At 39.8% G+C, this 20577-nt stretch carries 23 protein-coding genes; 17 read left to right on the forward strand and 6 right to left on the reverse strand.

Translation table 11 applies throughout. The annotated features are described in order from the left end of the window. Positions 1 to 238 precede the first annotated feature (238 nt). The 4 genes from ACNHOZ_RS05255 to ACNHOZ_RS05270 all read left to right on the forward strand — a co-directional run bounded on the left by ACNHOZ_RS05255 (position 239) and on the right by ACNHOZ_RS05270 (position 4556). Positions 239 to 754 carry an enoyl-CoA hydratase/isomerase family protein gene (locus ACNHOZ_RS05255; RefSeq protein ID WP_048019964.1) on the forward strand — a complete coding sequence of 172 codons (516 nt, stop codon included), beginning with the start codon at positions 239 to 241 and terminating at the stop codon, positions 752 to 754. Between the two features lie 139 nt (positions 755 to 893). Next, positions 894 to 1019, forward strand: a complete 126-nt coding sequence (locus ACNHOZ_RS05260) for a hypothetical protein (RefSeq protein WP_016765178.1) — start codon at positions 894 to 896, stop codon at positions 1017 to 1019. Between the two features lie 243 nt (positions 1020 to 1262). Further along, entirely contained in the window at positions 1263 to 3581 is a 2319-nt protein-coding gene (gene helD, locus ACNHOZ_RS05265; protein ID WP_048019965.1) for an RNA polymerase recycling motor HelD, read from the forward strand. 384 nt (positions 3582 to 3965) lie between these two features. Further along, positions 3966 to 4556 carry a CPBP family intramembrane glutamic endopeptidase gene (locus ACNHOZ_RS05270; RefSeq protein WP_255902898.1) on the forward strand — a complete coding sequence of 197 codons (591 nt, stop codon included), beginning with the start codon at positions 3966 to 3968 and terminating at the stop codon, positions 4554 to 4556. Between the two features lie 101 nt (positions 4557 to 4657). Here ACNHOZ_RS05270 and comJ read toward each other — a convergent pair whose 3' ends face one another. Next, the gene (gene comJ, locus ACNHOZ_RS05275; protein ID WP_033579939.1) at positions 4658 to 5065 is read right to left on the reverse strand and encodes a competence protein ComJ; all 408 of its coding nucleotides are present in this window, start codon (positions 5063 to 5065) and stop codon (positions 4658 to 4660) included. A 35-nt stretch (positions 5066 to 5100) separates the two neighbouring features. Next, positions 5101 to 5541 (reverse strand): NucA/NucB deoxyribonuclease domain-containing protein, encoded by a 441-nt coding sequence (locus ACNHOZ_RS05280; RefSeq protein WP_033579940.1) that lies wholly within the window; start codon positions 5539 to 5541, stop codon positions 5101 to 5103. Between the two features lie 378 nt (positions 5542 to 5919). On the opposite strand from ACNHOZ_RS05280, the gene ACNHOZ_RS05285 reads away from it, so the two are divergent. Together ACNHOZ_RS05285 and ACNHOZ_RS05290 are read left to right on the forward strand one after the other, a co-directional pair. Next, positions 5920 to 6180, forward strand: a complete 261-nt coding sequence (locus ACNHOZ_RS05285; protein WP_013058561.1) for a metal-sensitive transcriptional regulator — start codon at positions 5920 to 5922, stop codon at positions 6178 to 6180. Positions 6181 to 6336: 156 nt separating this feature from the next. Further along, positions 6337 to 8286, forward strand: coding sequence for an FUSC family protein (locus ACNHOZ_RS05290; protein WP_047750005.1), 1950 nt, complete (start codon positions 6337 to 6339; stop codon positions 8284 to 8286). A gap of 35 nt (positions 8287 to 8321) precedes the next feature. On the opposite strand, the gene ACNHOZ_RS05295 is transcribed toward ACNHOZ_RS05290, so the two are convergent. Then, positions 8322 to 9140 carry a squalene/phytoene synthase family protein gene (locus ACNHOZ_RS05295; RefSeq protein ID WP_033579942.1) on the reverse strand — a complete coding sequence of 273 codons (819 nt, stop codon included), beginning with the start codon at positions 9138 to 9140 and terminating at the stop codon, positions 8322 to 8324. A 325-nt stretch (positions 9141 to 9465) separates the two neighbouring features. Between ACNHOZ_RS05295 and ACNHOZ_RS05300 the strand changes: the two genes are divergently transcribed. From ACNHOZ_RS05300 to ACNHOZ_RS05325, 6 genes are all read left to right on the forward strand, one after another. Beyond that, complete coding sequence (locus tag ACNHOZ_RS05300; protein WP_048019967.1) at positions 9466 to 10137, forward strand: response regulator transcription factor; 672 nt, start codon at positions 9466 to 9468, stop codon at positions 10135 to 10137. 1 nt (position 10138) lies between these two features. After that, the gene (locus ACNHOZ_RS05305; protein ID WP_048019968.1) at positions 10139 to 11173 is read left to right on the forward strand and encodes a sensor histidine kinase; all 1035 of its coding nucleotides are present in this window, start codon (positions 10139 to 10141) and stop codon (positions 11171 to 11173) included. 87 nt (positions 11174 to 11260) lie between these two features. Then, positions 11261 to 11584 carry a YxeA family protein gene (locus tag ACNHOZ_RS05310; protein ID WP_447697053.1) on the forward strand — a complete coding sequence of 108 codons (324 nt, stop codon included), beginning with the start codon at positions 11261 to 11263 and terminating at the stop codon, positions 11582 to 11584. A gap of 29 nt (positions 11585 to 11613) precedes the next feature. Further along, entirely contained in the window at positions 11614 to 12381 is a 768-nt protein-coding gene (locus ACNHOZ_RS05315) for an ABC transporter ATP-binding protein (protein ID WP_033579946.1), read from the forward strand. Then, positions 12368 to 14278 carry an ABC transporter permease gene (locus ACNHOZ_RS05320; RefSeq protein ID WP_048019969.1) on the forward strand — a complete coding sequence of 637 codons (1911 nt, stop codon included), beginning with the start codon at positions 12368 to 12370 and terminating at the stop codon, positions 14276 to 14278. Before ACNHOZ_RS05315 ends, ACNHOZ_RS05320 begins: the two co-directional genes overlap by 14 nt. A gap of 127 nt (positions 14279 to 14405) precedes the next feature. Continuing rightward, positions 14406 to 15338 (forward strand): patatin-like phospholipase family protein, encoded by a 933-nt coding sequence (locus ACNHOZ_RS05325; protein ID WP_028414980.1) that lies wholly within the window; start codon positions 14406 to 14408, stop codon positions 15336 to 15338. Positions 15339 to 15349: 11 nt separating this feature from the next. Here ACNHOZ_RS05325 and ACNHOZ_RS05330 read toward each other — a convergent pair whose 3' ends face one another. Continuing rightward, entirely contained in the window at positions 15350 to 15715 is a 366-nt protein-coding gene (locus ACNHOZ_RS05330; RefSeq protein ID WP_048019970.1) for a DUF3221 domain-containing protein, read from the reverse strand. A gap of 173 nt (positions 15716 to 15888) precedes the next feature. Here ACNHOZ_RS05330 and ACNHOZ_RS05335 point away from each other — a divergent pair, with 173 nt between their 5' ends. The 3 genes from ACNHOZ_RS05335 to ACNHOZ_RS05345 all read left to right on the forward strand — a co-directional run bounded on the left by ACNHOZ_RS05335 (position 15889) and on the right by ACNHOZ_RS05345 (position 17531). After that, positions 15889 to 16497 (forward strand): hypothetical protein, encoded by a 609-nt coding sequence (locus ACNHOZ_RS05335; protein WP_048019971.1) that lies wholly within the window; start codon positions 15889 to 15891, stop codon positions 16495 to 16497. A gap of 136 nt (positions 16498 to 16633) precedes the next feature. Beyond that, positions 16634 to 16894 carry a hypothetical protein gene (locus ACNHOZ_RS05340; protein ID WP_016765166.1) on the forward strand — a complete coding sequence of 87 codons (261 nt, stop codon included), beginning with the start codon at positions 16634 to 16636 and terminating at the stop codon, positions 16892 to 16894. A gap of 298 nt (positions 16895 to 17192) precedes the next feature. Beyond that, complete coding sequence (locus tag ACNHOZ_RS05345) at positions 17193 to 17531, forward strand: hypothetical protein (protein ID WP_033579950.1); 339 nt, start codon at positions 17193 to 17195, stop codon at positions 17529 to 17531. Between the two features lie 43 nt (positions 17532 to 17574). On the opposite strand, the gene ACNHOZ_RS05350 is transcribed toward ACNHOZ_RS05345, so the two are convergent. Further along, the gene (locus ACNHOZ_RS05350) at positions 17575 to 18048 is read right to left on the reverse strand and encodes a YtxH domain-containing protein (RefSeq protein WP_013058548.1); all 474 of its coding nucleotides are present in this window, start codon (positions 18046 to 18048) and stop codon (positions 17575 to 17577) included. A 327-nt stretch (positions 18049 to 18375) separates the two neighbouring features. Here ACNHOZ_RS05350 and ACNHOZ_RS05355 point away from each other — a divergent pair, with 327 nt between their 5' ends. Further along, positions 18376 to 19854, forward strand: coding sequence for a glycoside hydrolase family 32 protein (locus tag ACNHOZ_RS05355; protein WP_048019972.1), 1479 nt, complete (start codon positions 18376 to 18378; stop codon positions 19852 to 19854). Positions 19855 to 19986: 132 nt separating this feature from the next. Continuing rightward, a complete protein-coding gene (locus ACNHOZ_RS05360) occupies positions 19987 to 20160 on the forward strand; it encodes a hypothetical protein (protein WP_196299102.1) in 174 nt (57 codons plus the stop codon). Between the two features lie 40 nt (positions 20161 to 20200). Here ACNHOZ_RS05360 and ACNHOZ_RS05365 read toward each other — a convergent pair whose 3' ends face one another. Then, positions 20201 to 20482 (reverse strand): hypothetical protein, encoded by a 282-nt coding sequence (locus ACNHOZ_RS05365; RefSeq protein ID WP_028414975.1) that lies wholly within the window; start codon positions 20480 to 20482, stop codon positions 20201 to 20203. Between the last annotated feature and the right edge of the window lie 95 nt (positions 20483 to 20577).

A 20577-nucleotide genomic window follows, 5' to 3' on the forward strand; every position in this document is an offset into this window, starting at 1 on the left:
ATTACTCCTTTTATCCGTGAGTCCAGCTGCATTTGTGCTGTCTATACTATAGCACGTCTTATTTGATAAAAACATGGAAATGATTCATGGAATTATTGACGGAAAATTAAAAAAGTAATGGAAATAATTATGAGTTTGTTGTATGATGAAACTATGAAAATAATTTTTCTATTAAAAAGCGAAATATTTTGAAAGCGCTTTATTTATAAAGGACGACAGGGGAAAGGGCGGAGGAACGATGAAAAGATTTATCAAAGTAGAAAAAAGAAATCACGTGGCGGTTGTACGAATGAATCAGTCGATGCTTAATCGTTTGAACAGTGAAGTTATGTATGAGCTGCAAGAAACGATGAATGAGCTGCAGCACGATGCGTCGGTTGGATCTATTGTATTTATGGGAGAGTACTATAAAATGAACGGCGATCATAGAACAACTTCTTTCCTGCGTGAAGAAACAGGAAGGCTTTATCAGCCGATTCATGCAGTAACAGCTCGAGCGATTTTTCATCGCATTTCATGCAGCTCCAAACAAACGATTGCGCTTCTTACAAACTTTACGTTTGGCGGAGGGTATGAGTTAGCTTTAGCATGCGACGTACGAATTGCAGAAGAACCTGTGCAGCTGAAGTTAACAAACGGTATGACCGTTAGTGCGCAAGAAGCATGCAACATGGGTAAAGTGCAGCATATTGTGCAAAAAGGAAAAGGGTTGGACTATTCGCTTGCGCTGAACGCATTAGAAAAGGAAGCTTAAAAAACGCTTTCACTTTATTTTTATAAAGTGAAAGCGTTTTTATTTCATTTTGTTGATAAAAAGGTATTGAAAATTCTGAAAAAAGGAGTAGAATGATAACAAATCTACTTATTTTAAATAAGCAAAGGAGCTGGTATCAATGCCATTCATTTTTAAAGAAGCGGTAGTCGGATTGTTTACAGCGGCAGCAGCAGGTTTACTGGCGTTTCAAGGGGTAGAAGTGGTGTCAGCCATCATTCATCTGCTAACTTTTTGGAAACAGTAATAGCTAATAAGTAGAGAAACAACTTATAAAGATAAGGGGCTTGAGACTTTCTCAGCCCTTTTTGTTGTGGAGCTCATTATTTTTCAGTATACTAACGGTGGAAATTAAGACATAATATGGTTACATAGCAGGGATTTACGAACTCAGTAGGGAAGTATGTAGACTCTGAAAAAATAAACAATGATCGCTTTTACCCGGTAACAAGTTTTGTTATCGGGTAACGTGTGTAAGGGGTGTGGATAAGTGAAAGATAAAAATTTAACAGAAGAACAGCAGCGAGTTGATTGGGTAGTCGAAGAAATCAGCCAAAAAGCTGAAAAAATAGGCAAAAGCGTAGGAAGCGTAAAAGGCGAAATTGTCGATTTGCGAAGCACGTTTTGGGACGATGTCACGGTTAATATGGATGAGCCGGATGACGTGATTGAGACATTTACGAGCATTAAGCAGCAGGCAGAACTTTTAGCTGAACGTGAAATTACCCATAGACAAGCGTATGATCAATTAAAAACATTAAAAAAGCTAACGCAATCCCCTTATTTTGGACGTTTTGATTTTATAGAGAATGGTGAAAAAGAAGCGGAAGCTATTTATGTGGGCGTGGGCTCTTTAATGGATCAAAAAGATGAAGAGTTTTTAATTTATGATTGGCGTGCGCCTATTTCGAGTCTTTATTATGATTATTCACCGGGAAAAGCGCAGTACGAAACGCCAGGTGAAGCGATAAAAGGCGAGATGAAGCTAAAGCGTCAGTTTATTATCGAAAATAGCGTAATTAAAAGCATGTTTGATACAGGAATTACCATTCGAGACGAGCTGCTTCAAGAAGTGCTCGGACACAACGCAAGCAGTCAAATGAAAAGTATTGTAGCGACCATTCAAAAAGAACAAAACCAAATTATTCGAAATGAAAAAAATAAAGTGCTGATCGTCCAAGGAGTAGCAGGGAGCGGTAAAACGTCTGCAGCTCTTCAGCGGGTGGCTTATCTTCTCTATCATCATCGAAAGCAGCTGACTGCAGAAAATATGATGCTGTTTTCGCCAAATCCGCTTTTTAACAGCTACGTCTCAACTGTTCTTCCGGAGCTTGGAGAAGACAATATGAAACAAACAACGTTTCAGCAATATGCCGACGGACGGTTAGGAAACGAGTTTGACGTGGAGGATTTGTTCGTTCAAATTGAATATTTATTAACGGAAAAAGATGCTGCGGCAAAAAAACAAAAAATGCAGGAAATCCGCTACAAAGCAAGCCGTGAATTTAAAAAGCAGGTAGATGCGTATATCGAAGAGCTGTCTACTAAAGACATCATTTTTAAAAACATTAAGTTTCGCGGCGAAATCGTGTTATCTGCTCGGCGTTTGTTATCTTATTTCTATTCGCTTGATACGGGAATTTCCATTCCTAACAGAATGCAGCTCGTAGCCGAGTGGGCGCTTAAGCTCATCAACCAGCTTGAAAAACTTGAACGTAAAAAAGATTGGGTTCAAGAAGAAATTCAGCTTTTAGAAAAAGAAGATTATGTCGAGGCCTATCAGCACCTGCAGAAAAAGGAAGGCTATACCGAAAGCTCATTTGATGACTTTGACCGGGAACAAGCGTATTTAGCCAAAGCCGTTGTAGCTAAGAAAATGAAATTTATTAAGCAGGCCATCAAGCAGCTTAAATTCATCGACATTCGTCGTATCTATATGCAGCTGTTTGAAAGACATCACCTTTTTTCACATGTAGAAGGATGGGACGAAACAGCTAAAAACACGGTGGAAAGAGTTATGAACATGAAGCTGTCTTATGAAGATGTAACGCCTTACTTGTATATAAAAGATCAAATTGAAGGGCGAAAAGCCAATCCTGTCATTCGCTATTTGTTTATTGATGAAGCACAAGATTATTCACCGTTTCAGCTAGCGTTTTTAAAAGAGCTGTTTCCGCATGCTAGAATGACGCTGCTTGGAGACTTGAATCAAGCGATTTATGCGCACGCCTTGAACGCACCGACCATTCTTTCAAGCGAACTGTACGAAGAGAAAGAAGCAGAAACGCTGACTCTTACAAGAAGCTATCGATCAACGCGTCAAATTGTCGAGTTTTCAAGGGATATGGTGGCAAACGGCCATTTAATCGATCCGTTTAATCGAGACGGAGCGAAGCCGACCCTGACGGCTGCAGGTAACGTCAAAGATCTGCATGACGCAATTATAAACAAAATTAATGAATTGAAGCAGCAAAACTATAAAACAATTGCTGTGATTGCCAAAACTGCTGAAGAAAGCCGAGAAGCATTCCAAGCACTGCCTGATTCGATGTCTGCAAGGCTGCTGACAAAAGAAACAAGTTCATTTGAAAAAGGCATGCTTGTCCTGCCAGCCTACTTAGCAAAAGGAATTGAGTTTGATGCAGTCATCATTTACAATGCCTCGAGTGAATGTTATCAGGATGAATATGAGAGAAATTTATTTTATACAGCATGCACAAGAGCGATGCATGAGCTCCACCTGTTCTCACTTGGTGAAATTAGCCCGTTTATATCAAATAAAGAAACTTATGAATACAACGGTAAATAAACAGAGAACGGTCAGTGTCTTGAGTGTCTGAAATAGTAGTACGAAAAATCGAGGGTGAAATCGCAAAGGTTTTACCCTCGATTTTTTATTTATATGGAGTCAGCTCCTGTTCATTGCCAAAATAAAAATTGTTTGATTAAGTTTCCACTACTATAAAACGAATTAGAAAGACAGTGAAAGGAGGATTTTTATATCCAATATTTACGAATAAATGTATTACTCACCTCTTTGATAAGTTTATTTTTCTCGGGTATTATTCTTATTTCTTATAAGTTATTTGCTGCAGGAATGTTGCCCATCATAGGCTTGCTTTTTATCTACGCTTTAACCTCTAAATACCGTTCAACTGTTTCTCTGTTTCTATTCTTTTTAGTAGGGACATGTATGTTTCAAGTAGGAAGCAATTATTTCATTGAATGGGATCTATCTAAAGAGATGAAAATCATTGTAAACAGAGTTTTACTTTTGTTTATCATAGGTGGACTATTGCTTTCAATTTTATTGTCCAAGCAAAAGGTATTTCTTTTTGCATCATTACCAGACTGGCAGAAACGTATAGTGATGCCACATCATTCAATTAAACTAACGTATTTTTTACTGTTTGGTCTAATTGGTTCGGCTACAATTTTTGTACCTTTACTATTCGCTGAAGATATAAGCTATACAAAATCATTCGTCATATACGGTATAGTATTCTCAATTATAAATGCAATTTTAGAAGAGGTGCTTTGGAGAGGAATTATGTTATCTCATTTAAAAAGCAGTCTATCGACTTTTTACGCTGTTTTTATTACGAGTATTGGATTCGGTCTTTTGCACATATCAATAGGAATTCCTGTGGTAACAAGTTTACTTTTTTCTTTTGGTGGACTTTTCTATACATTTGTCGTTTTAAAGACGAAAAGCATATACCCAGCCGTAGTTTTTCATTTTATTATTAATTTAGGCATGGTCTTTAACGGATGGATATTTTAGTATCTTGCACCAAAAAGCTCAGAGCTATATATCGCTCTGAGCTTTTTATGAGTTATTAGTGTTGTATATTACCTGAACTGTCTACAGTAGGTCGTCTTTTTTTATTGACTTTCAAAATGCAGCAAATACTTCACTAAATAAAGGCCTGAGTTTGTTTTTTCTTGAAGAGGAATGGTCAGGCATGTAACGTAATAATATCCTTTTGGAATATCATAGCTTAAGGCTTCAGATAGGACGCTTTTGATTTCAATGCCATCGCTTTCGACGTGAAATGGAAGGCGAGTCGTCTTTTCAGCTTGTGATGCGTCTGGAGTTTCGTTTACCCACACTTCGACAATGGCTTTTGTGTTCGACACGGCTTCAAACGAAATGGCTTTATCATCTGCGACATATCCTTTTTGAATATCTTCATCACTCCAGTCGTGATGGGGCTTTGGCTGTCCTTTTTGAAACAGCGTAAACTGATGATATGACATCGTTAGCTCTTGTTCTTTCCATTTTGTTTTCATCTTTTCACCTCTTCAAAGTAAAGCTTGTTCAGCTATTATTGCACGATAAATTGTACGCGTGTACCATCTGGGTATTGTTCTAATTGATTTCCAACCCATGAGCCCGCTCCGCGGTTATCAGAAGGTGAAATATAGCGAATATCAGCTCCCGCTCCGCCTTCTTCGCACATAGCCATTGGCCATTCGTCGCGGTCATATCCTGTTTTTGTTGGGTATCCTTTCAGCGATTCTTCCCGATTCGCTTCAGCACCGTCGCGATCAATTGTGCAAACGGAAGAGTGACCAGCGGCAATCGCGTCGCGAATATGATCACCCGTTTCAGGATATCGGTCCAGTGGAAAATAAAGCGTTGCATCATAGTTTACTTCGGCTTCCGTTTTTTCAGGAGCTAAAAACGCTGCATGTCCTATAAACCCTAAAACGCATGCAATGATAATGAATAGACTTGCCATTAATTTTTTCCCGTATGTACTCATCTCAAACCTCCAGTGTAGTCGTTTTTACAGCTCAACTATACTCTCAGATTGCTAAGTTTAGATTACAGGACAATAAATACGGTGTAAACAAGTATTAACAATTATGTAAAAATGATCATTTTGTCTTGTCTGTAAGATGTAAAAAGCCCCCATAATATTCTGAGAGTTATACTTTCTGATGTTTATCTACTTACGATTCAGATTAAATGCAGTGTGAAGTGTCTATTTGCATGTGGGTGAGTCCTAGGTGAAAAAAAGAGTCAACTTCCTTTACTTGACATCATACCCTAATAGGTATAAAGTTGTGTATACATTTACTTCTTGCGTATAGCTTAAAAGCAAGAAACGCAATCATGCATGAGCGGAGGTAGTAGTATGATGGAATATGATAAGCAAGTTAAAAATCGCTTGAAACGAATTGAAGGTCAGTTAAAAGGCGTCTTGAATATGATGGAACAAGGAAAAGACTGCCGCGACATCGTGACACAGCTCTCAGCAGCCAGAAGCGCAATTGATCGCACGATGGGTGTTATTGTCAGCACAAACCTTGAACAATGCGTAAGAGAAAGCATTGAAAAAGGCGAGAATACCGAAAACTTAGTAAAAGAAGCAGTAGAGCTGTTAGTAAAAAGCAGATGAGACATTCGTTTCATCTGCTTTTTGTTTTTACTGTACGCTGCTCATAAGGATAAAAAGCGCTGTTCCTAAACACAATACGGATAGGAACAGCGCTTTTTTAGGTTTATCTCGTTTTAAGAACAGGAAAGATATATGAAGAGAAAGGAGGAGGTCAAGGTGAGTGATGACAAAAAGTCACCAACATATAATCATACGGAAATTCATCATAAAATTGAGGCTTCTCCAAAAGCGCCGGGAATCAAAGCTGCTTTTCGCTTTAACCACGCTTCTTCTCCGTGGGTAAGAGGAATCAGCTCGGGCTTGTCTTCAAGTTTGCCGATTTTAATAGGAATTTTGTTTGATCATTTGCAGTACGGACTCATTGCAAGTATTGGCGGCTTTACATATTTGTATACAAAAGATGAACCTTACGCGCAGCGTGCCGTTAAGTTATTTTTAGCTTTGCTTGGCGTTACGCTGTGCTTTACGCTAGGCTCGTTATTTGCTGACGTGGAGTGGATGAAAACTATTTTATTTGGTGTGATTGGAGCCGTATCGGTTTATATCTTCGGAGCTTTAAAAATTCCGGGACCCTCCGCGATGTTTTTTGTCCTTTCATTTGCAGTGAGTACAAGCATTCCAGCTCCGAATTTACAGGCAGTTTTTTTGCATGCAGGTCTCGTTTTTTTAGGAGGAGCACTATCTTGGTGTATTAGCATGAGCGGCTGGCTTATTAATCCGCGCGGGCCTGAAACGGCCGCTGTGGCGAAAGCTTATAGGCAGCTAGCTTCATTTGTTGGATCACTTGGCACGGAATCGTTTCACGCTGAGCAGCACAAAACGGTTGTAGAGCTTCGAGCAGCGGAAACAGCAATGAAGCAAGCGAAAATTAATCGAAAAAAATCATCGTTTTCTCACCGCCTGTTTTTATTAAACCAAAAAGCTGAAGGGCTGTTTATTTTTGTGATGGCCGCTGCGAATGATTTTAATCCGGCTGTTTCGAAAAAAGCACAAGCGGTAATTGAAACGTTCGCATCCGAAATGGCCACGTTAAAAAAACATAAAAAAATTCGAGACGTGCGAGAAGAAATTGAAGAGCTGTCCATCAAAGAAGAGCTGCGCACATTGTTACTAGATGTAAACGACGTTCTTCAAATGAAGGAATTAAAAGAAACGGAGTATATTCAATTTTCACAAGGCAGCGTAAAAGCACGGTTAAAAGCTGCTTTTCACAAACGTTCGTATGTACTTAAAAACGCTTTGCGCTACGGAATTATTATGATTATCGCCGCAGCTGTTGCCTACACGACAGACATTCCAAGGTCTTACTGGATTCCTCTCACGTGTGCAGGAGTGATGCTTGGGGCAACCGTTCGTGCAACGGTTCAGCGAGGTATTCAACGCTCTGTCGGAACCATTTTAGGTATTTTAATTGGAACCGGGATTCTCATGCTTGAACCAACGGGAATTGTCATTGCGCTCATTGTCTTTGTGCTTCAGTCAACGATTGAAATTGTGATTGTTAAAAACTACGCGCTCGGTACGCTTTTTATCACACCGAATGCTCTTTTAATTGCTGAAAGCGGTCATCCGGACAAAGCGATTAGCTACTTTACGTCCGCTCGAGTGATTGATATTGTTATTGGTTCTGTTATTGGAGTGGTCGGTACGGTATTAGTTTTTAAACGAGCTTCTTCGCTTCGTCTGCCGTATTTACTTGGAGATGTCATTCGAAAAGAAGGACAATTTTTAGAAATGCTAAGCACTGAACAAGATGAAGAAAGAATTAAACAAGAAAGAAATAAGCTTCAAGGGGAACTAGTTAATCTTCGGGCGCTTTATGATAATGTGATTGGAGAATATTCTAAAACGGCCGTCAAGCTTGAAGGACTGTGGCCGGCAGTTGTCGCTACGCAGCAGTTAGGTTATATGCTTCTTGCGTCGTATGAAGGATATGAGCTGTCAGAAACGGAAAAGCGAGAGCTTCAAGAAACGTTTGCTCAGCTAGCCGCAGCAGCAGAGCAAAAGCGAGCGCCAAAGCTTTCAAGTGTTCCGACCCTGAAACGCTACCCCATTATTCAAGGGGAAATCACTGCTTTATATGAAAGTCTGCAGGTAGAAATATAAAAAGCACGGAACCAATGGGCTCCGTGCTTTTGCTTTTACATATCCACAACTTCACTTACCGTTTTATTTACATCGTCACGCGTCATTTTTTCTTTTCCTTTCATTAAGGCGTTTAACGTTCCATCGGCAAGCGCTAACGGAATTTTACAGAAATGAAGAATCGGAAGCGATTTGACATCTTCTAAATATTTCTTTCCTAGTGACAGATTTCGGCGAGCATAGGCAAACATATCTTCTCTGCTCCAGTTGTTAGGGAAGAAGCTGACTCCACGCTCTGAATCTTCCGAGGTATTGCGCAGAATATTTACAGACTGCAAGCCGCGTCCAAATGCAATGGCTAATTCTTTGTCTGTCTCCGTGCCGTCATACCATTTCCAAATGTCGTTAAGCATCACGCCTACTAGACCAGCTACATAGAACGTATAGTCATCTAAATCCGCTTCATTTTGAATATGCCAGTCTTTTTCTACCCAATCGGCCATTCCTTTGGCCATAATAGAAGTTGCATCTAATACTTGATCTGCAACTCCAGTCGGACAAAGCGCAATCCAGTTGCCGAGCTGAAGCGTTACGTCAGGTAAATCAGCTTGATAAGGACCTACTAATGCCATGTAGTCGTCTTCGTTAAAAGACTTTTTTAACAGGTCACTAATGGCGTAAAGCAAGCGGCTTTTTACACCGGCTTCTAGCTCAGGGTGATCTTCAATTTCATCAATTGCCCTCATACATAAGTAAGCAGATCCTACTGCGTCTTGCAATTCTGCCGGCAAGTGGCTAATTGGAATAAAAAATGTTCGGCTTGTCTCTTTTAACATCACCATTGCGTTGTCGCGTAATTTGTTGGGTACACTCATTGATAACTAGCTCCTTTTTACATATCCACATGTCAAATTAGTTTAAGTTTTCATCTTATATACTATAGTAACAAAAAATGAGCATTTAATGGAGTTTAAAGATTACTTATTAACGATATTGTCATTATTTTGTAGTATTTAAACAGAGATACTTGTATCATGCACAAGTTTACACTACGATAATACTCGTTCATTCTTCATTTTACAGACATAAAAAGTTTATTTTTAAGAAAATTGCCGTCATGCTAATGGGTTAGATGAACTTTTAAGAAAACCCTCAACAGTCGGGTATACATAATACATAGGAGAATACAGAGGTGAAGGTATGAAAATTTTAATTGTAGAAGACGATAGCAAAATATATGAATTAGTGAAAGAAAAATTCGAACAGTGGTCATTTGAAGTGGCTAGAGTAGAAGATTTTCAAAAGGTAATGGAAGTATTTATTGCAGAAAGCCCAGAATTGGTCATTTTAGACGTGAATTTACCTGTATATGACGGGTTTTACTGGTGTCAGCAAATACGTACAGTTTCAAAAACTCCTATCGTATTTCTGTCGTCTCGTGAACATCCAATGGACATTGTTATGGCAATGAATGTTGGGGCGGATGACTATATCCAAAAGCCGTTTAACTTGGATGTTCTTATTGCTAAAGTGCAGGCACTTCTGCGCAGAACGTATTCGTATGGAGACACGATTTCAGACGTTATCGAGTGGAACGGTGCGGTGCTAGACTTAAAAAAAGGAAGTTTGCATTATAACGATCGAGAAGTTCATTTAACGAAAAATGAATTTTTTATTTTACGGCTTCTTTTGGAAGAGCGAGGCAAGATTGTATCGCGAGAAGAGCTTATGCGAAGATTATGGGAAGATGAGAAATTTGTAAGTGACAATACGCTTTCAGTCAACATCACACGCATTCGTACCAAGCTGGAAGAAATCGGGCTGAATGATCAAATCGTTACCAAAAAAGGTCAAGGATATCTGGTGAATTAAAATGTGGAAAAGTTTTTTAAGAGAAAGGCTAAGCTGGATTCTATTCGTTCTTTTATGGCTGAGTGTAATCGATGCTCTGCTGCTTCTCGAGTATGATATTAAGGTATCGTCTACTTCGTTTTGGTACTTGAATCTTTTAACGCTGTGTATGCTAATTCTCTTTCTTTTATGGAGAGGAGTAAAAGAAAGAAGATTTATAAAAAGATTAAGTTTAATGCTGCAGAATGACGCTTACGATTTACAAGAAATACATTCATACGTGCGAACGAAAGCAGATGAAGACATGCTGAGTCTGCTGCAGCGTATAGATCGTGTCTATCGCAGACAAACTCACGCTCTTCACGTACAGCAGAGAGAGCAAGAGGAATATATAACGACGTGGGTTCACGAAATCAAAACGCCGCTTACTGCTATGAAGCTGCTTATTAACGCTCGTCGTACAGAGCTTTATAAATGGCCTTGGCTTAAGGATATTGAAGATGAATGGATGAAAATTGATGGGTTAGTAGATCAGAATTTATATGCCGCACGTCTGCGTCACTTAGAAAAAGATTACCAGGTGCACGCAGTGTCGCTAAGCGAACTTGTTTTTCCAAACGTTGCGTATTTCTCGAAATGGTGTATTGAGAAAAGACTGCATATTGATGAAAAGAATCTAGATACGTTAGTGCACACTGACCCAAAGTGGATGCAGTTTGTTGTGAGGCAAGTGCTGTCTAACGCTATTAAATATAGCCCTCTAGAAGGAAAGCTTTCTTTTTTTAGTGAAGAAACGCCGAAGTATGTGAAGTTATTTATCGTTGACCAAGGGGAGGGCATTCCACCACAAGACCTTCCGCGCGTATTTGAAAAAGGATTTACAGGAAATGTCGGAAGAAAATCGAAAGGAGCTACGGGGCTAGGGCTGTATTTTTCAAAAAAAATTACAGATGCTCTTGGCCATCGAATAGAGGTACATTCACTTTTACACGAAGGAACCACGGTAATTTTGACCTTCTACAAACCGAATTCTTTTGATAACCTTTCAAAAATGTAAGATTGAAAGCCGAGATTGTCATCTGCTTCAAACGAATCTTTCCTTGTTACGAAGTAAGATAGAGCTATACACAAGGAGGGAACGTACATGAAGCGAAAGTGGATTAGCCTTTTAGCCCTGATTTTTATTGTGGGAGCATGTATAGGAGGAATAAAGATTTATCAAAACGCCGCAACGGAGCATCAATACGGGATCATCCCAAAAGAAGCAAAAAAAGTGGACGACTATGGACGAGTTCAATATACCATTTCAGTAATAAACGAAAAAGGACAAACAACGTTTCAAACGTTTACGACGATTAAACAGTTAAAAGAAGGAACGGTTATTGACCTTTTTGTTCGAGGTAACGAAGTTCGGAAATATGACATTATAACAAAAAATGAGCTGCCGCAGCGGGTGAAAAGCGTGTGACCTACAAAAGAACGAAAGGAGGAAGGGAAATGAGTATTGTCCTTGAAGGGAAAAATGTAACCAAAACGTTTGGATCAAGAGGAAACGTATACGAAGCGCTAAAAGGAATTGATTTTACAATCGAAGAAGGAGAGTTTGTCGGTATTATGGGACCATCTGGAGCGGGAAAAACGACGCTGATGAACATTCTTTCAACGATTGACCGTCCCACAGATGGCGAGGTATGGATACAAGGAGAAAACGTAGCGCTCATGAAAGATAAGAAGCTGTCTGCTTTCAGACGCAATCATCTAGGATTTATTTTTCAAGATTATAATTTACTGGATACGTTAACAGTAAAAGAAAATATTCTTCTGCCGCTTACGGTTACAAAAATGTCTAAGAAAGAAATGGAAGCGAAGCTGAAAGACACCGCAACGCGACTAGGCATCTATGAGCTGGCGGGTAAGTACCCGTATGAGATTTCTGGTGGACAAAAACAGCGCGTTGCAGCAGCGAGAGCAATGATTACGAATCCAGCCGTTATTTTCGCCGATGAACCTACCGGAGCTCTTGATTCCAAGGCCGCTTCAAGCCTGCTTGAAAAGATGTCCCAGTTAAATCAAGAAGACCGTGCCACCATTATTATGGTGACGCATGATCCGCTGGCTTCAAGCTACTGCAGCCGCGTGCTGTTTATTAAAGACGGACAAATTTACACGGAGCTGTTTAAAGGCGAACAAACGAGACAAGAATTTTTCAAACGAATTATGAACATTCAAGGCGCATTAGGCGGTGAAGGCTATGACCGTATTTGATCTTGTTAAAAAGAATATGCGCAAAAATATTAGTCGGTACAGCCTTTATTTCTTTTCAATGATTTTTAGTATTGTTGTGTACTATGTGTTTGCTACGCTTCAGTACGACCAATCGATTTCAAAAGTGATTGGAGAAGAGATGAGGCTGCAGGGCATTTTTAATGCTTCAAATTACGTTCTGCTTACTTTTATTGTTGTCTTTATTTGGTACACAAACTCATTTTTTATCAGACAGCGTAAGAGAGAGCTCGGACTGTATCATTTAGTCGGTATTGAAAAACGTACGATTGGGAAAATGATTTTCTACGAGAATATGCTGCTGGGGATTTTTTCTTTGGTGGTCGGTATTTTACTAGGTACCGTGTTTTCAAGGCTGTTTGTGCTGTTTTTACTAAAGCTTATGGGACTGTCGCTTTCTATTACGCTCACATTTTCTCTTCAAGCGGTTTTAAAAACAGCCGTAGTGTTTTTGATTGTTACCATTTTTATCTCGTTTCAAGGCTATTTTATTATGTACCGCTATACGCTATTAGATCTGTTTCAAGCAGAAAGCAAAAGTGAACGCGTAAATAAAATGAATTCGAAACGCTCAATTGCAGTGGGAGTACTGGGTATCTTACTCATTGGCTATGGGTACTACCTTTCATCGGGAAACATTGTGACGCCTAATTTTTTTCTAATTGTAGCCGTTGTACTGTTCTCGGTCATTTTCGGTACATTTTTACTTTTTAAAGCCACAATTGAGTGGCTGATGGGACTTTACCGAGAGCATGCAAGCCGATATTATTCGTTTGCAAATATGCTAAGCGTTTCTACGATGATGTATCGCATTAAAGCAAATGCACGAGTGTTAACATTAATTACGATTTTGTCGGCTACTACACTTGTAGCAGTTGGTGTGACGTATTCCTCATACTATAACACAAAAGCCGATGCCAGAAGCATGCAGCCTTATGACTATACGCTGCACAGCAAAAACGCAGCGCAAGACTTTATAGATGTACTGCATGAGTTGGATATCCAATCAAATCAGTATGTGTATCATATCGTCAAGCACTCCGCTGATTTATCAGACTTTCGATTTATTACATCCGGTTATTACGGAGATGGTGAGCGAATCAGCTTTTTAGATGAAGAAGAAGTGCGGAAAAATGGCGTTTCGGTTCCTGCGCTAAGCGCAAATGAAACCGTTATTTTTGATTCGATGGCAAAAGGAAAAGTGTTTAAACCTAGTACAGGTAAAACCGCAGCTGTGCCGCTGAAGGAATCAGAAGAGCTTGCTTTAAAAGTCATTAAATCAGAACCTTCGCTTATTCTTGATTCTGAGAGTGCCGGCTATCAGTTTGTAGTCAATCACGACACGTTTATCAAACTTTCAAAGTCTGGACAAAAGCAAGCGGTGTACGTATTTAATACAGGTGATGGAAACAAACAAAGTGAACTTACTAAGAACTATCATCAAATCGCAAAAGAAGCTGGGGAAAGCCGTACTTCATACTATGATTTGTTTCAGACAGGCTTAATGAGTAAAGGATTGTTTATTTTTATTGGAGGATTTTTAGGGCTCGTCTTTTTGATGGCAACGGGCAGTATTATTTACTTTAAACAAATCTCAGAAGCCGAACAAGAGCGCAAAAGATTTGAAGTACTGCGTAAGCTTGGGTTTTCAGTGTCTCAAATGATGAGCGCCGTTCGAAAGCAGCAGCTGTTTACGTTTGGTTTGCCTTTAGTAATTGGCATCTTGCACAGTCTATTTGCGCTGAAGGTCATTACGAATCTAACTGGTGAAAGTCTAATAGTCCCTGTTTTAATAGCGGATGCAGTATACGGGGTTATTTATTTCATTTTCTACTGGCTGACAATGAATTACTACCGAATGGTAATAAAGCGACTGTAAAGAAAAGACTGTTTCGATCAAAGAAACAGTCTTTTTTTGTTAAAAAAATAAAAGGTATGGAGTAGCGAAAATCTGAATATAAAAAAGGGTATATAAAAACTAGAGAGTTGTATAGGAGGGGGAAAATGTGAAAGCAGATGCTGTGTTTGAAGGGGGAGGAGTTCGAGGAATCGCATTCACCGGTGCGATTGAAGCGATGGAAGAAAGCAATGTAGAATGGCAGCGTCTAGCAGGTACGTCAGCCGGAGCGTTGATTGCGGCACTTTTGGCGAGCGGCTATAAAAGCGGGGAAATTCGCAAGGAGCTTCAAAACATGGACTATGCCAAGTTTCGCGGAAAAACGATCATTAACCGAATTCCTCTCATTGGCAACTTGATTGAACTGATGGTTCATTTAGGTTTTTATAAAAATGATTATTTGGAAAAATGGGTGTACGGTCTGCTGCGTGAAAAAGGAATCGAAACGTTTGCAGATTTGCCTGCAGATAAGCTGAAAATTATTGCCTCAGATATTTCGAACGGACAGATGCTTGTGCTCCCTGACGATTTGCCCCGATACGGAATGCAGCCAAGCGATATGAAGATTTCACAAGCCGTGATGATGAGTGCGTCCATTCCTTTTTTCTTTCGTCCCGTCATTTGGAAATCCAAAGGGTTCAAGAGGTCATACATTGTCGATGGAGCGCTTTTAAGCAATTTTCCGATTTGGCTGTTTGATACGGAGCATCCGCGTTTCCCGACGTTTGGTTTTCGATTTGTAAAAGAAGAAATTGATACAGCTGCTATTATTCCAACACCTGTCCATTTATTTAAAAGCATGTTTACAACGATGCTGCAAGCTCACGATTTGCGGTATTTGAACGCGGAGACAAAAGAACGAACCGTACAAATTCCAACGGGTGTGATTACGGCAACGGATTTTGCCTTAAAGGAAGAAGAAATCGAGTTTTTATATGAATCTGGTTATATATCAGCCAAGCGCTTTTTAGAAAAGTGGGATTTTGAACAGCATAAAATGAATCGGACCGAACGTCCGCTGACGCGAAGGAAGCTCCTGTAACAGGAGCTTTTCTACGGCTGTTTTAAAATGTTGACTTCTACAGCCTCGCCTTTTGCGGGAACAGAATACTGAACGCTTTTGTCTTTTTTGAGCCATGCTTTAACGAGCTGTCCTTTTTTGTATGTTTGATCATCCGAAACTTTTACATAAATAGGCTGTACATCGCTAGAACCGAGTATTTCTTTTGTTGTATAGTCAAGCGCAGTATCTCGCGGAATGACGTTTGCAATAAGAATTTCATTCTGTTTCACTTGTAAAATGCGCCCTTGAACTAAATAGCCGGCCGGCTTTTTTGACTGCTCGGCGTTATCAGAACAGCCGCTTAAACAAATAAAAAAGAGAAGAAAAAGTGCAGCTGATTGAACGGTAAACTTCATAAAATCTCCTTTCCGTTTTAACATGACTACCATTATAGCGCGTTTGACCATTTCTTTTCCAGTTTTCGGAGAAAGCAAGAGGTAATCATTGACGTTATTTCAGCGCGCGTGATATGTTTTAACTCATAAACGCTATATTACTAGAAGCTATGCTTAGTACGGGAGGTCCTTGTATGGATGTTACCTTTTTAACCAATGTTATTCGACATATATTAGAACGAGATAATTTTGTCATAGACTTTGAAGAATCAGACGAACAGAATATTCATTTTTGGCATCGAGACGAGCCGTTTCGCCTTTTTATTTCAGAGCAAACGGAGGATTATTTAGTATGGACCGTGTTTGAAAATGAAAAAGAACAGTGGAGCGGCAAGAAATTTCTTCAAGAAGTGACGAATACGTGTAAAGACTGCAGTGAGCCAATCGCACACTGGATTTATAAAGATGGAGGCAAAGCAGGTTATTGCGATCGTTGTCTTCAAACGTTTGGAAATGCGTATTTTACCAATGCTGATGATATCAAGCAAAACCTTCATTTAATTGACGGTTCTATTTGTTTTATTACCGATGAAACCGGAAGCGACTGGTGGATTGCATATGAAGGACTCAAACGAGTAATTGCAAGATTAGAAGAAAATCCTAATCAGAAAGTCGAAATGTACAAGCCTGAATATCCCGTCTTTAAATGGGAAATACATTTTCTAGAGGAAAACAATTCTGCTAGCTTTAAGTTTAAAGATGACTTTGCATCTGGAATTGTACCGAAGGGAAGAATACTCTAACATCCTTGTTATAAGGGTGTTTTTTCTTATAATGGGAAGTTTTTTTGAAAAAAATAATTAATTTAGGTTAAAAAGAAGGAATTAAAGGGTAAAGAGTAGAAGATATATCACTATAGGAAGAATGGGGGAAATAATTATGACAACTACAACAAATTTAACACTGGGGTACAAAATGTACACGATTGATTTTAGCCGTCCAACGCAGTCTAACGAGGCACTGCTTGATTTCTTTAAAGATGTGCAGCACAGACAGGGAAATAATGCAGAAAGCTTTTCTAAAACATTAATGGAAATTGAAGAAATCAAAACAAAATATGTAGATCATGAAATTGTCCTGCTGGCTAAATCGCTTGAACAGCAAATAAGCCGCTCAAATGCAGAAAAACTTGAGGTCTGATAATCACCAGAAATGGTCGATTTATCAGACCTTTTTTATTTTTTATTTTTATCGATGTAGCTCTGTCTCCTTGGCTAAAGAGCAGCCAAGGAGACAGAGCTAGACCTAAGCGGAAGTTGCCCTCCCTTGCGGGCTGCCAACTTCCGCATAGGTGGACCTTTTTGGGGGAATTCAAGGGGTCAGGGAATCTGGTAGCGTAGGTTTTTGGTCGACGATAAAATGCTGTACATTTCTCAGGACGTTTGATTTCATCAAAAGTTGTAGATGAATAGACTAATTAAGTCGTTGGAGGCGTTATATGGTTGGAATTTGCAGCTGGAAGTGTGCAGTGAGTGGAATAAGTATTGCGAGTGTCTACAGTAAGCAGCCGTCGTGGCAGCGGGAGTGTTATTTGGTGACACCTGGTAAAGTTTATTATGAGTCGTGCTATCAAGGGTACGGAGAGTTTGCGGGAATGGATATTTTTTGTTTGATGAGAGAACGCGGAGCGGAGCAAGAAGACAGTGAAGGGGTAGCGGCTTTTAAGCCTAAGATTGTGCTGGCGAAGTATTACAGCGGACAGCGTTATGAAGAACTGCCGGAATCAGAGCCGTGTCCGTATGGAGGCTATTTTTTTGAAGGGTGGAAAGAAGGATAGCGAATATACATAAAAGCTGTAGAGATATCTCTACAGCTCGTTATTAACGTCTTGTTTCATCGACAGATTGTTCTAAGTCACTTACTTCTTGCGTAATTGTATTTAATTCTTCTTGCACCGCTTCAGCTTCAAGAACAGGATCTTGAACGATTTCTGTCGTTTCAAGCTCTTCTGCTGCAGCCGTTTCTGCAAGCGGCTGTTCTTTAGCAGTGCGTAGAGATTTCACTTTGTTGACAACTTGCGAAGATTGTTCGGAGACTTTTTGTGAAAGACGAGCCGTGCGCTGTTTGAGATCTTGGCCTTTTGCATATACCGTTTCTTTCACTTGACCTGTTTTAGCAAGTGCTTGATTCGCTCCGTCTTGAATAGAAGCACGTAGCTCTTTTCCTGACTTTGGCGCTACTAGTAAAGCTGTTGTTACACCCACTACGCTGCCTACTAAAGTGCCGACTAATAACTCTTTGCTTCCACCTTTTGTTTCTTTACCCACTGTTTCTTTTACGTTTTCTTTTGTCATGACATTTCCTCCTTTTATAATATGTAATATGAAGGGTTTACCATTTTGTTGAATACTTCCTGCAAAACGCAAATGATTCGCTAAAAAAATCTGCAAGTGCCGTCGGACGCTCGTACAGGCTGGTGAAATTTGATTGTATATAGTATTCAACCACCTGACAGAAAAACCTTCTTTTCTGCTATAAAAACAGAAAAAAACTTATCTATAAAATCCGACACAAGAAAACGACAACATTCGTTCTTTGGTAGCATTTTCACTTGAAATTTTATATCATAGAGTGCAAGGAGAATACGTTCTCTTTTTTTAGATGCTGGAGGGATTGAAGAAATGGCTGAATCGAAGTACAGAACGATTTTAGAAGCAAAATCTGGAGAGTTAGAAGCATTAAAAGACAAAGCAATCAAAGACAGCTGGCAGCCGATTTATCATATTCATCCACAGTACGGGCTGATGAATGATCCAAACGGATTGATTCAATTAAACGGTGAATATCACGTGTTTTATCAGTGGTATCCGTACGGTGCGATGCATGGAATGAAGCACTGGGCTCATGTGAAATCTACGGATTTAGTAACGTGGGAACGCCTTCCGGTTGCCCTAACACCAACGGAAGAATATGAATCGCACGGCGCATACTCAGGCGGCGCTATCAAAAAAGATGGTCAAGGGCTGCTGTTTTATACGGGGAATGTAAAATACGAAGACGGCTCACGCTCAGCTAATCAATGTATCGCGATGCTAAAAAGGGATGGAAGTGTAGAAAAATACATGCACAATCCAGCGGTACGAGGCGTTCCTGATGGGTATACAGGACATGTGCGCGATCCGAAAGTATGGAAAGAAAATGATACATATTATATGCTGCTGGGCGCTCAGCGTGAAAACGAAACGGGCGCATTAATTGTGTATGAATCAAGCGATGCGCTTCAGTGGTCATTTAAAGGCGAAGTTCAAACATCGCTTCCTGACTTTGGATATATGTGGGAGTGCCCGGATTACTTTAAACTGGACGGAAAAGATGTGTTTGTCTTTTCACCGCAGGGAATCAAAGCGGAGGGCCACGATTTTCATAATATTTATAATGTGATTTACGCGGTGGGAACCTTTGATGTGGAAAGTTTAACGTTTGAAATGGAGTATTACCGTGAAATTGATAAAGGATTTGACTTTTATGCACCGCAAACGTTTCAAGATGAAAGCGGACGTCGCTTGCTATTTGCATGGATTGGAAACCCGGACGTTGACTATCCATCAGACGAATACGGATGGGCCCATGCATTAACGCTTCCTCGTGAGCTTTCCCTTGAAGGTAATGAACTTGTTCAAAAGCCTGTAGAAGAGTTAAATAAGCTTCGAGATCAAGCGGTTCATTTTAGAGGCACGCTAAAAAATGAAGAAGTGATTATTGATGAAGCAACAAACAATGCCTATGAAATCAATATGACGTTCCGCGAGATAGCGGCCAAACAATTTGGTTTAGAGCTGTTTAATAGTAAAGAAGAAGAGCTTCGCCTTATGTTTGATACAGAAAAGCAAGAAGTGAGACTCGACCGCTCTTCATTCCACCATCAATATGCAACGGAATACGGTGTCGTTCGCTCTGAAAAATGGACGGCGTCAAATGAAGTAGATGTTCGCGTATTTGTAGACAAAAGCATTGTCGAAATTTATATAAACGGCGGTAAAATTGTCTTCACTTCCCGCGTATTCCCGAAAAAAGATTCTAAATCAGCTGTAAATGTATTTGCAGAGGGATCTGTGGACTACCGTATTGATTATTACGGTATGTCGCGCGGCATTTCGTAAATGAGAAAAGAAGCTGTGACAAAAGTACTTTAGCGCAAGTGAAAAACGAACCACTAATTAACATGTTTGATTAGTGGTTCGTTTTTTTTACGATGGTGAATATAGTTTTATCTGTTTCGTTCCTTCTAGCAGTTGATTGGAGGGCAAGGCGAAGACTCCTGCGGGACAAGCAGAAGAGGTGAGACCCCGCAGGATCCAAGCGACGAGGAGGCTCAGCAGCCGCCCGCGGAAAGCGAAGCCTTGCACGGAAATCAACTGCGGTGTAACAAGCGGTTCAGCTCATGCATCTCATTTATTCGTCTTTAGGTTAGCTTCATTTCGTTATGTTTTAACCTTTTTTTGAGCTCTATAAAAATAAAATACAAATACAAGAAGCAACTAAATGAGGAACAGCTGCAATAATAAAACGTTTCATCCATTCTGTATCCTCTCGCTGCCGGACCGGGGTAAAGTAAGGTCCTCTCGTTTCAAATCGAAATGTATCCAGTAAGGTTACGAGTGCAATTGCCGTAAGTAATATGCCAAGAGGGCCTGAAATATAGTAAATATACTGCCAGTTGCCTGCTGTAATAGAAATGATAATCACAATAATTAAAGATATAATGCCAGATATTAATCCCGTTTTCAAACTAAAAATCTCCTTACATCCAGTTTTTGCTTATCTATTTTACCATAACCGAATGAAGGTTTGTATATACGGCTCCGGACTGATATTTACTTTTT

This window comes from Priestia sp. D51 (assembly GCF_053345675.1).

Bases quoted from the DNA above. Each gene is read 5' to 3' on its own strand.
- ACNHOZ_RS05255 (WP_048019964.1), top strand. From the start codon at position 239: ATGAAAAGATTTATCAAAGTAGAAAAAAGAAATCACGTGGCGGTTGTA.
- ACNHOZ_RS05260 (WP_016765178.1), top strand. From the start codon at position 894: ATGCCATTCATTTTTAAAGAAGCGGTAGTCGGATTGTTTACAGCGGCA.
- ACNHOZ_RS05270 (WP_255902898.1), top strand. From the start codon at position 3,966: ATGTTTCAAGTAGGAAGCAATTATTTCATTGAATGGGATCTATCTAAA.
- comJ (WP_033579939.1), bottom strand. From the start codon at position 5,065: ATGAAAACAAAATGGAAAGAACAAGAGCTAACGATGTCATATCATCAG.
- ACNHOZ_RS05280 (WP_033579940.1), bottom strand. From the start codon at position 5,541: ATGAGTACATACGGGAAAAAATTAATGGCAAGTCTATTCATTATCATT.
- ACNHOZ_RS05285 (WP_013058561.1), top strand. From the start codon at position 5,920: ATGGAATATGATAAGCAAGTTAAAAATCGCTTGAAACGAATTGAAGGT.
- ACNHOZ_RS05295 (WP_033579942.1), bottom strand. From the start codon at position 9,140: ATGAGTGTACCCAACAAATTACGCGACAACGCAATGGTGATGTTAAAA.
- ACNHOZ_RS05300 (WP_048019967.1), top strand. From the start codon at position 9,466: ATGAAAATTTTAATTGTAGAAGACGATAGCAAAATATATGAATTAGTG.
- ACNHOZ_RS05305 (WP_048019968.1), top strand. From the start codon at position 10,139: ATGTGGAAAAGTTTTTTAAGAGAAAGGCTAAGCTGGATTCTATTCGTT.
- ACNHOZ_RS05310 (WP_447697053.1), top strand. From the start codon at position 11,261: ATGAAGCGAAAGTGGATTAGCCTTTTAGCCCTGATTTTTATTGTGGGA.
- ACNHOZ_RS05315 (WP_033579946.1), top strand. From the start codon at position 11,614: ATGAGTATTGTCCTTGAAGGGAAAAATGTAACCAAAACGTTTGGATCA.
- ACNHOZ_RS05320 (WP_048019969.1), top strand. From the start codon at position 12,368: ATGACCGTATTTGATCTTGTTAAAAAGAATATGCGCAAAAATATTAGT.
- ACNHOZ_RS05330 (WP_048019970.1), bottom strand. From the start codon at position 15,715: ATGAAGTTTACCGTTCAATCAGCTGCACTTTTTCTTCTCTTTTTTATT.
- ACNHOZ_RS05335 (WP_048019971.1), top strand. From the start codon at position 15,889: ATGGATGTTACCTTTTTAACCAATGTTATTCGACATATATTAGAACGA.
- ACNHOZ_RS05340 (WP_016765166.1), top strand. From the start codon at position 16,634: ATGACAACTACAACAAATTTAACACTGGGGTACAAAATGTACACGATT.
- ACNHOZ_RS05345 (WP_033579950.1), top strand. From the start codon at position 17,193: ATGGTTGGAATTTGCAGCTGGAAGTGTGCAGTGAGTGGAATAAGTATT.
- ACNHOZ_RS05350 (WP_013058548.1), bottom strand. From the start codon at position 18,048: ATGACAAAAGAAAACGTAAAAGAAACAGTGGGTAAAGAAACAAAAGGT.
- ACNHOZ_RS05355 (WP_048019972.1), top strand. From the start codon at position 18,376: ATGGCTGAATCGAAGTACAGAACGATTTTAGAAGCAAAATCTGGAGAG.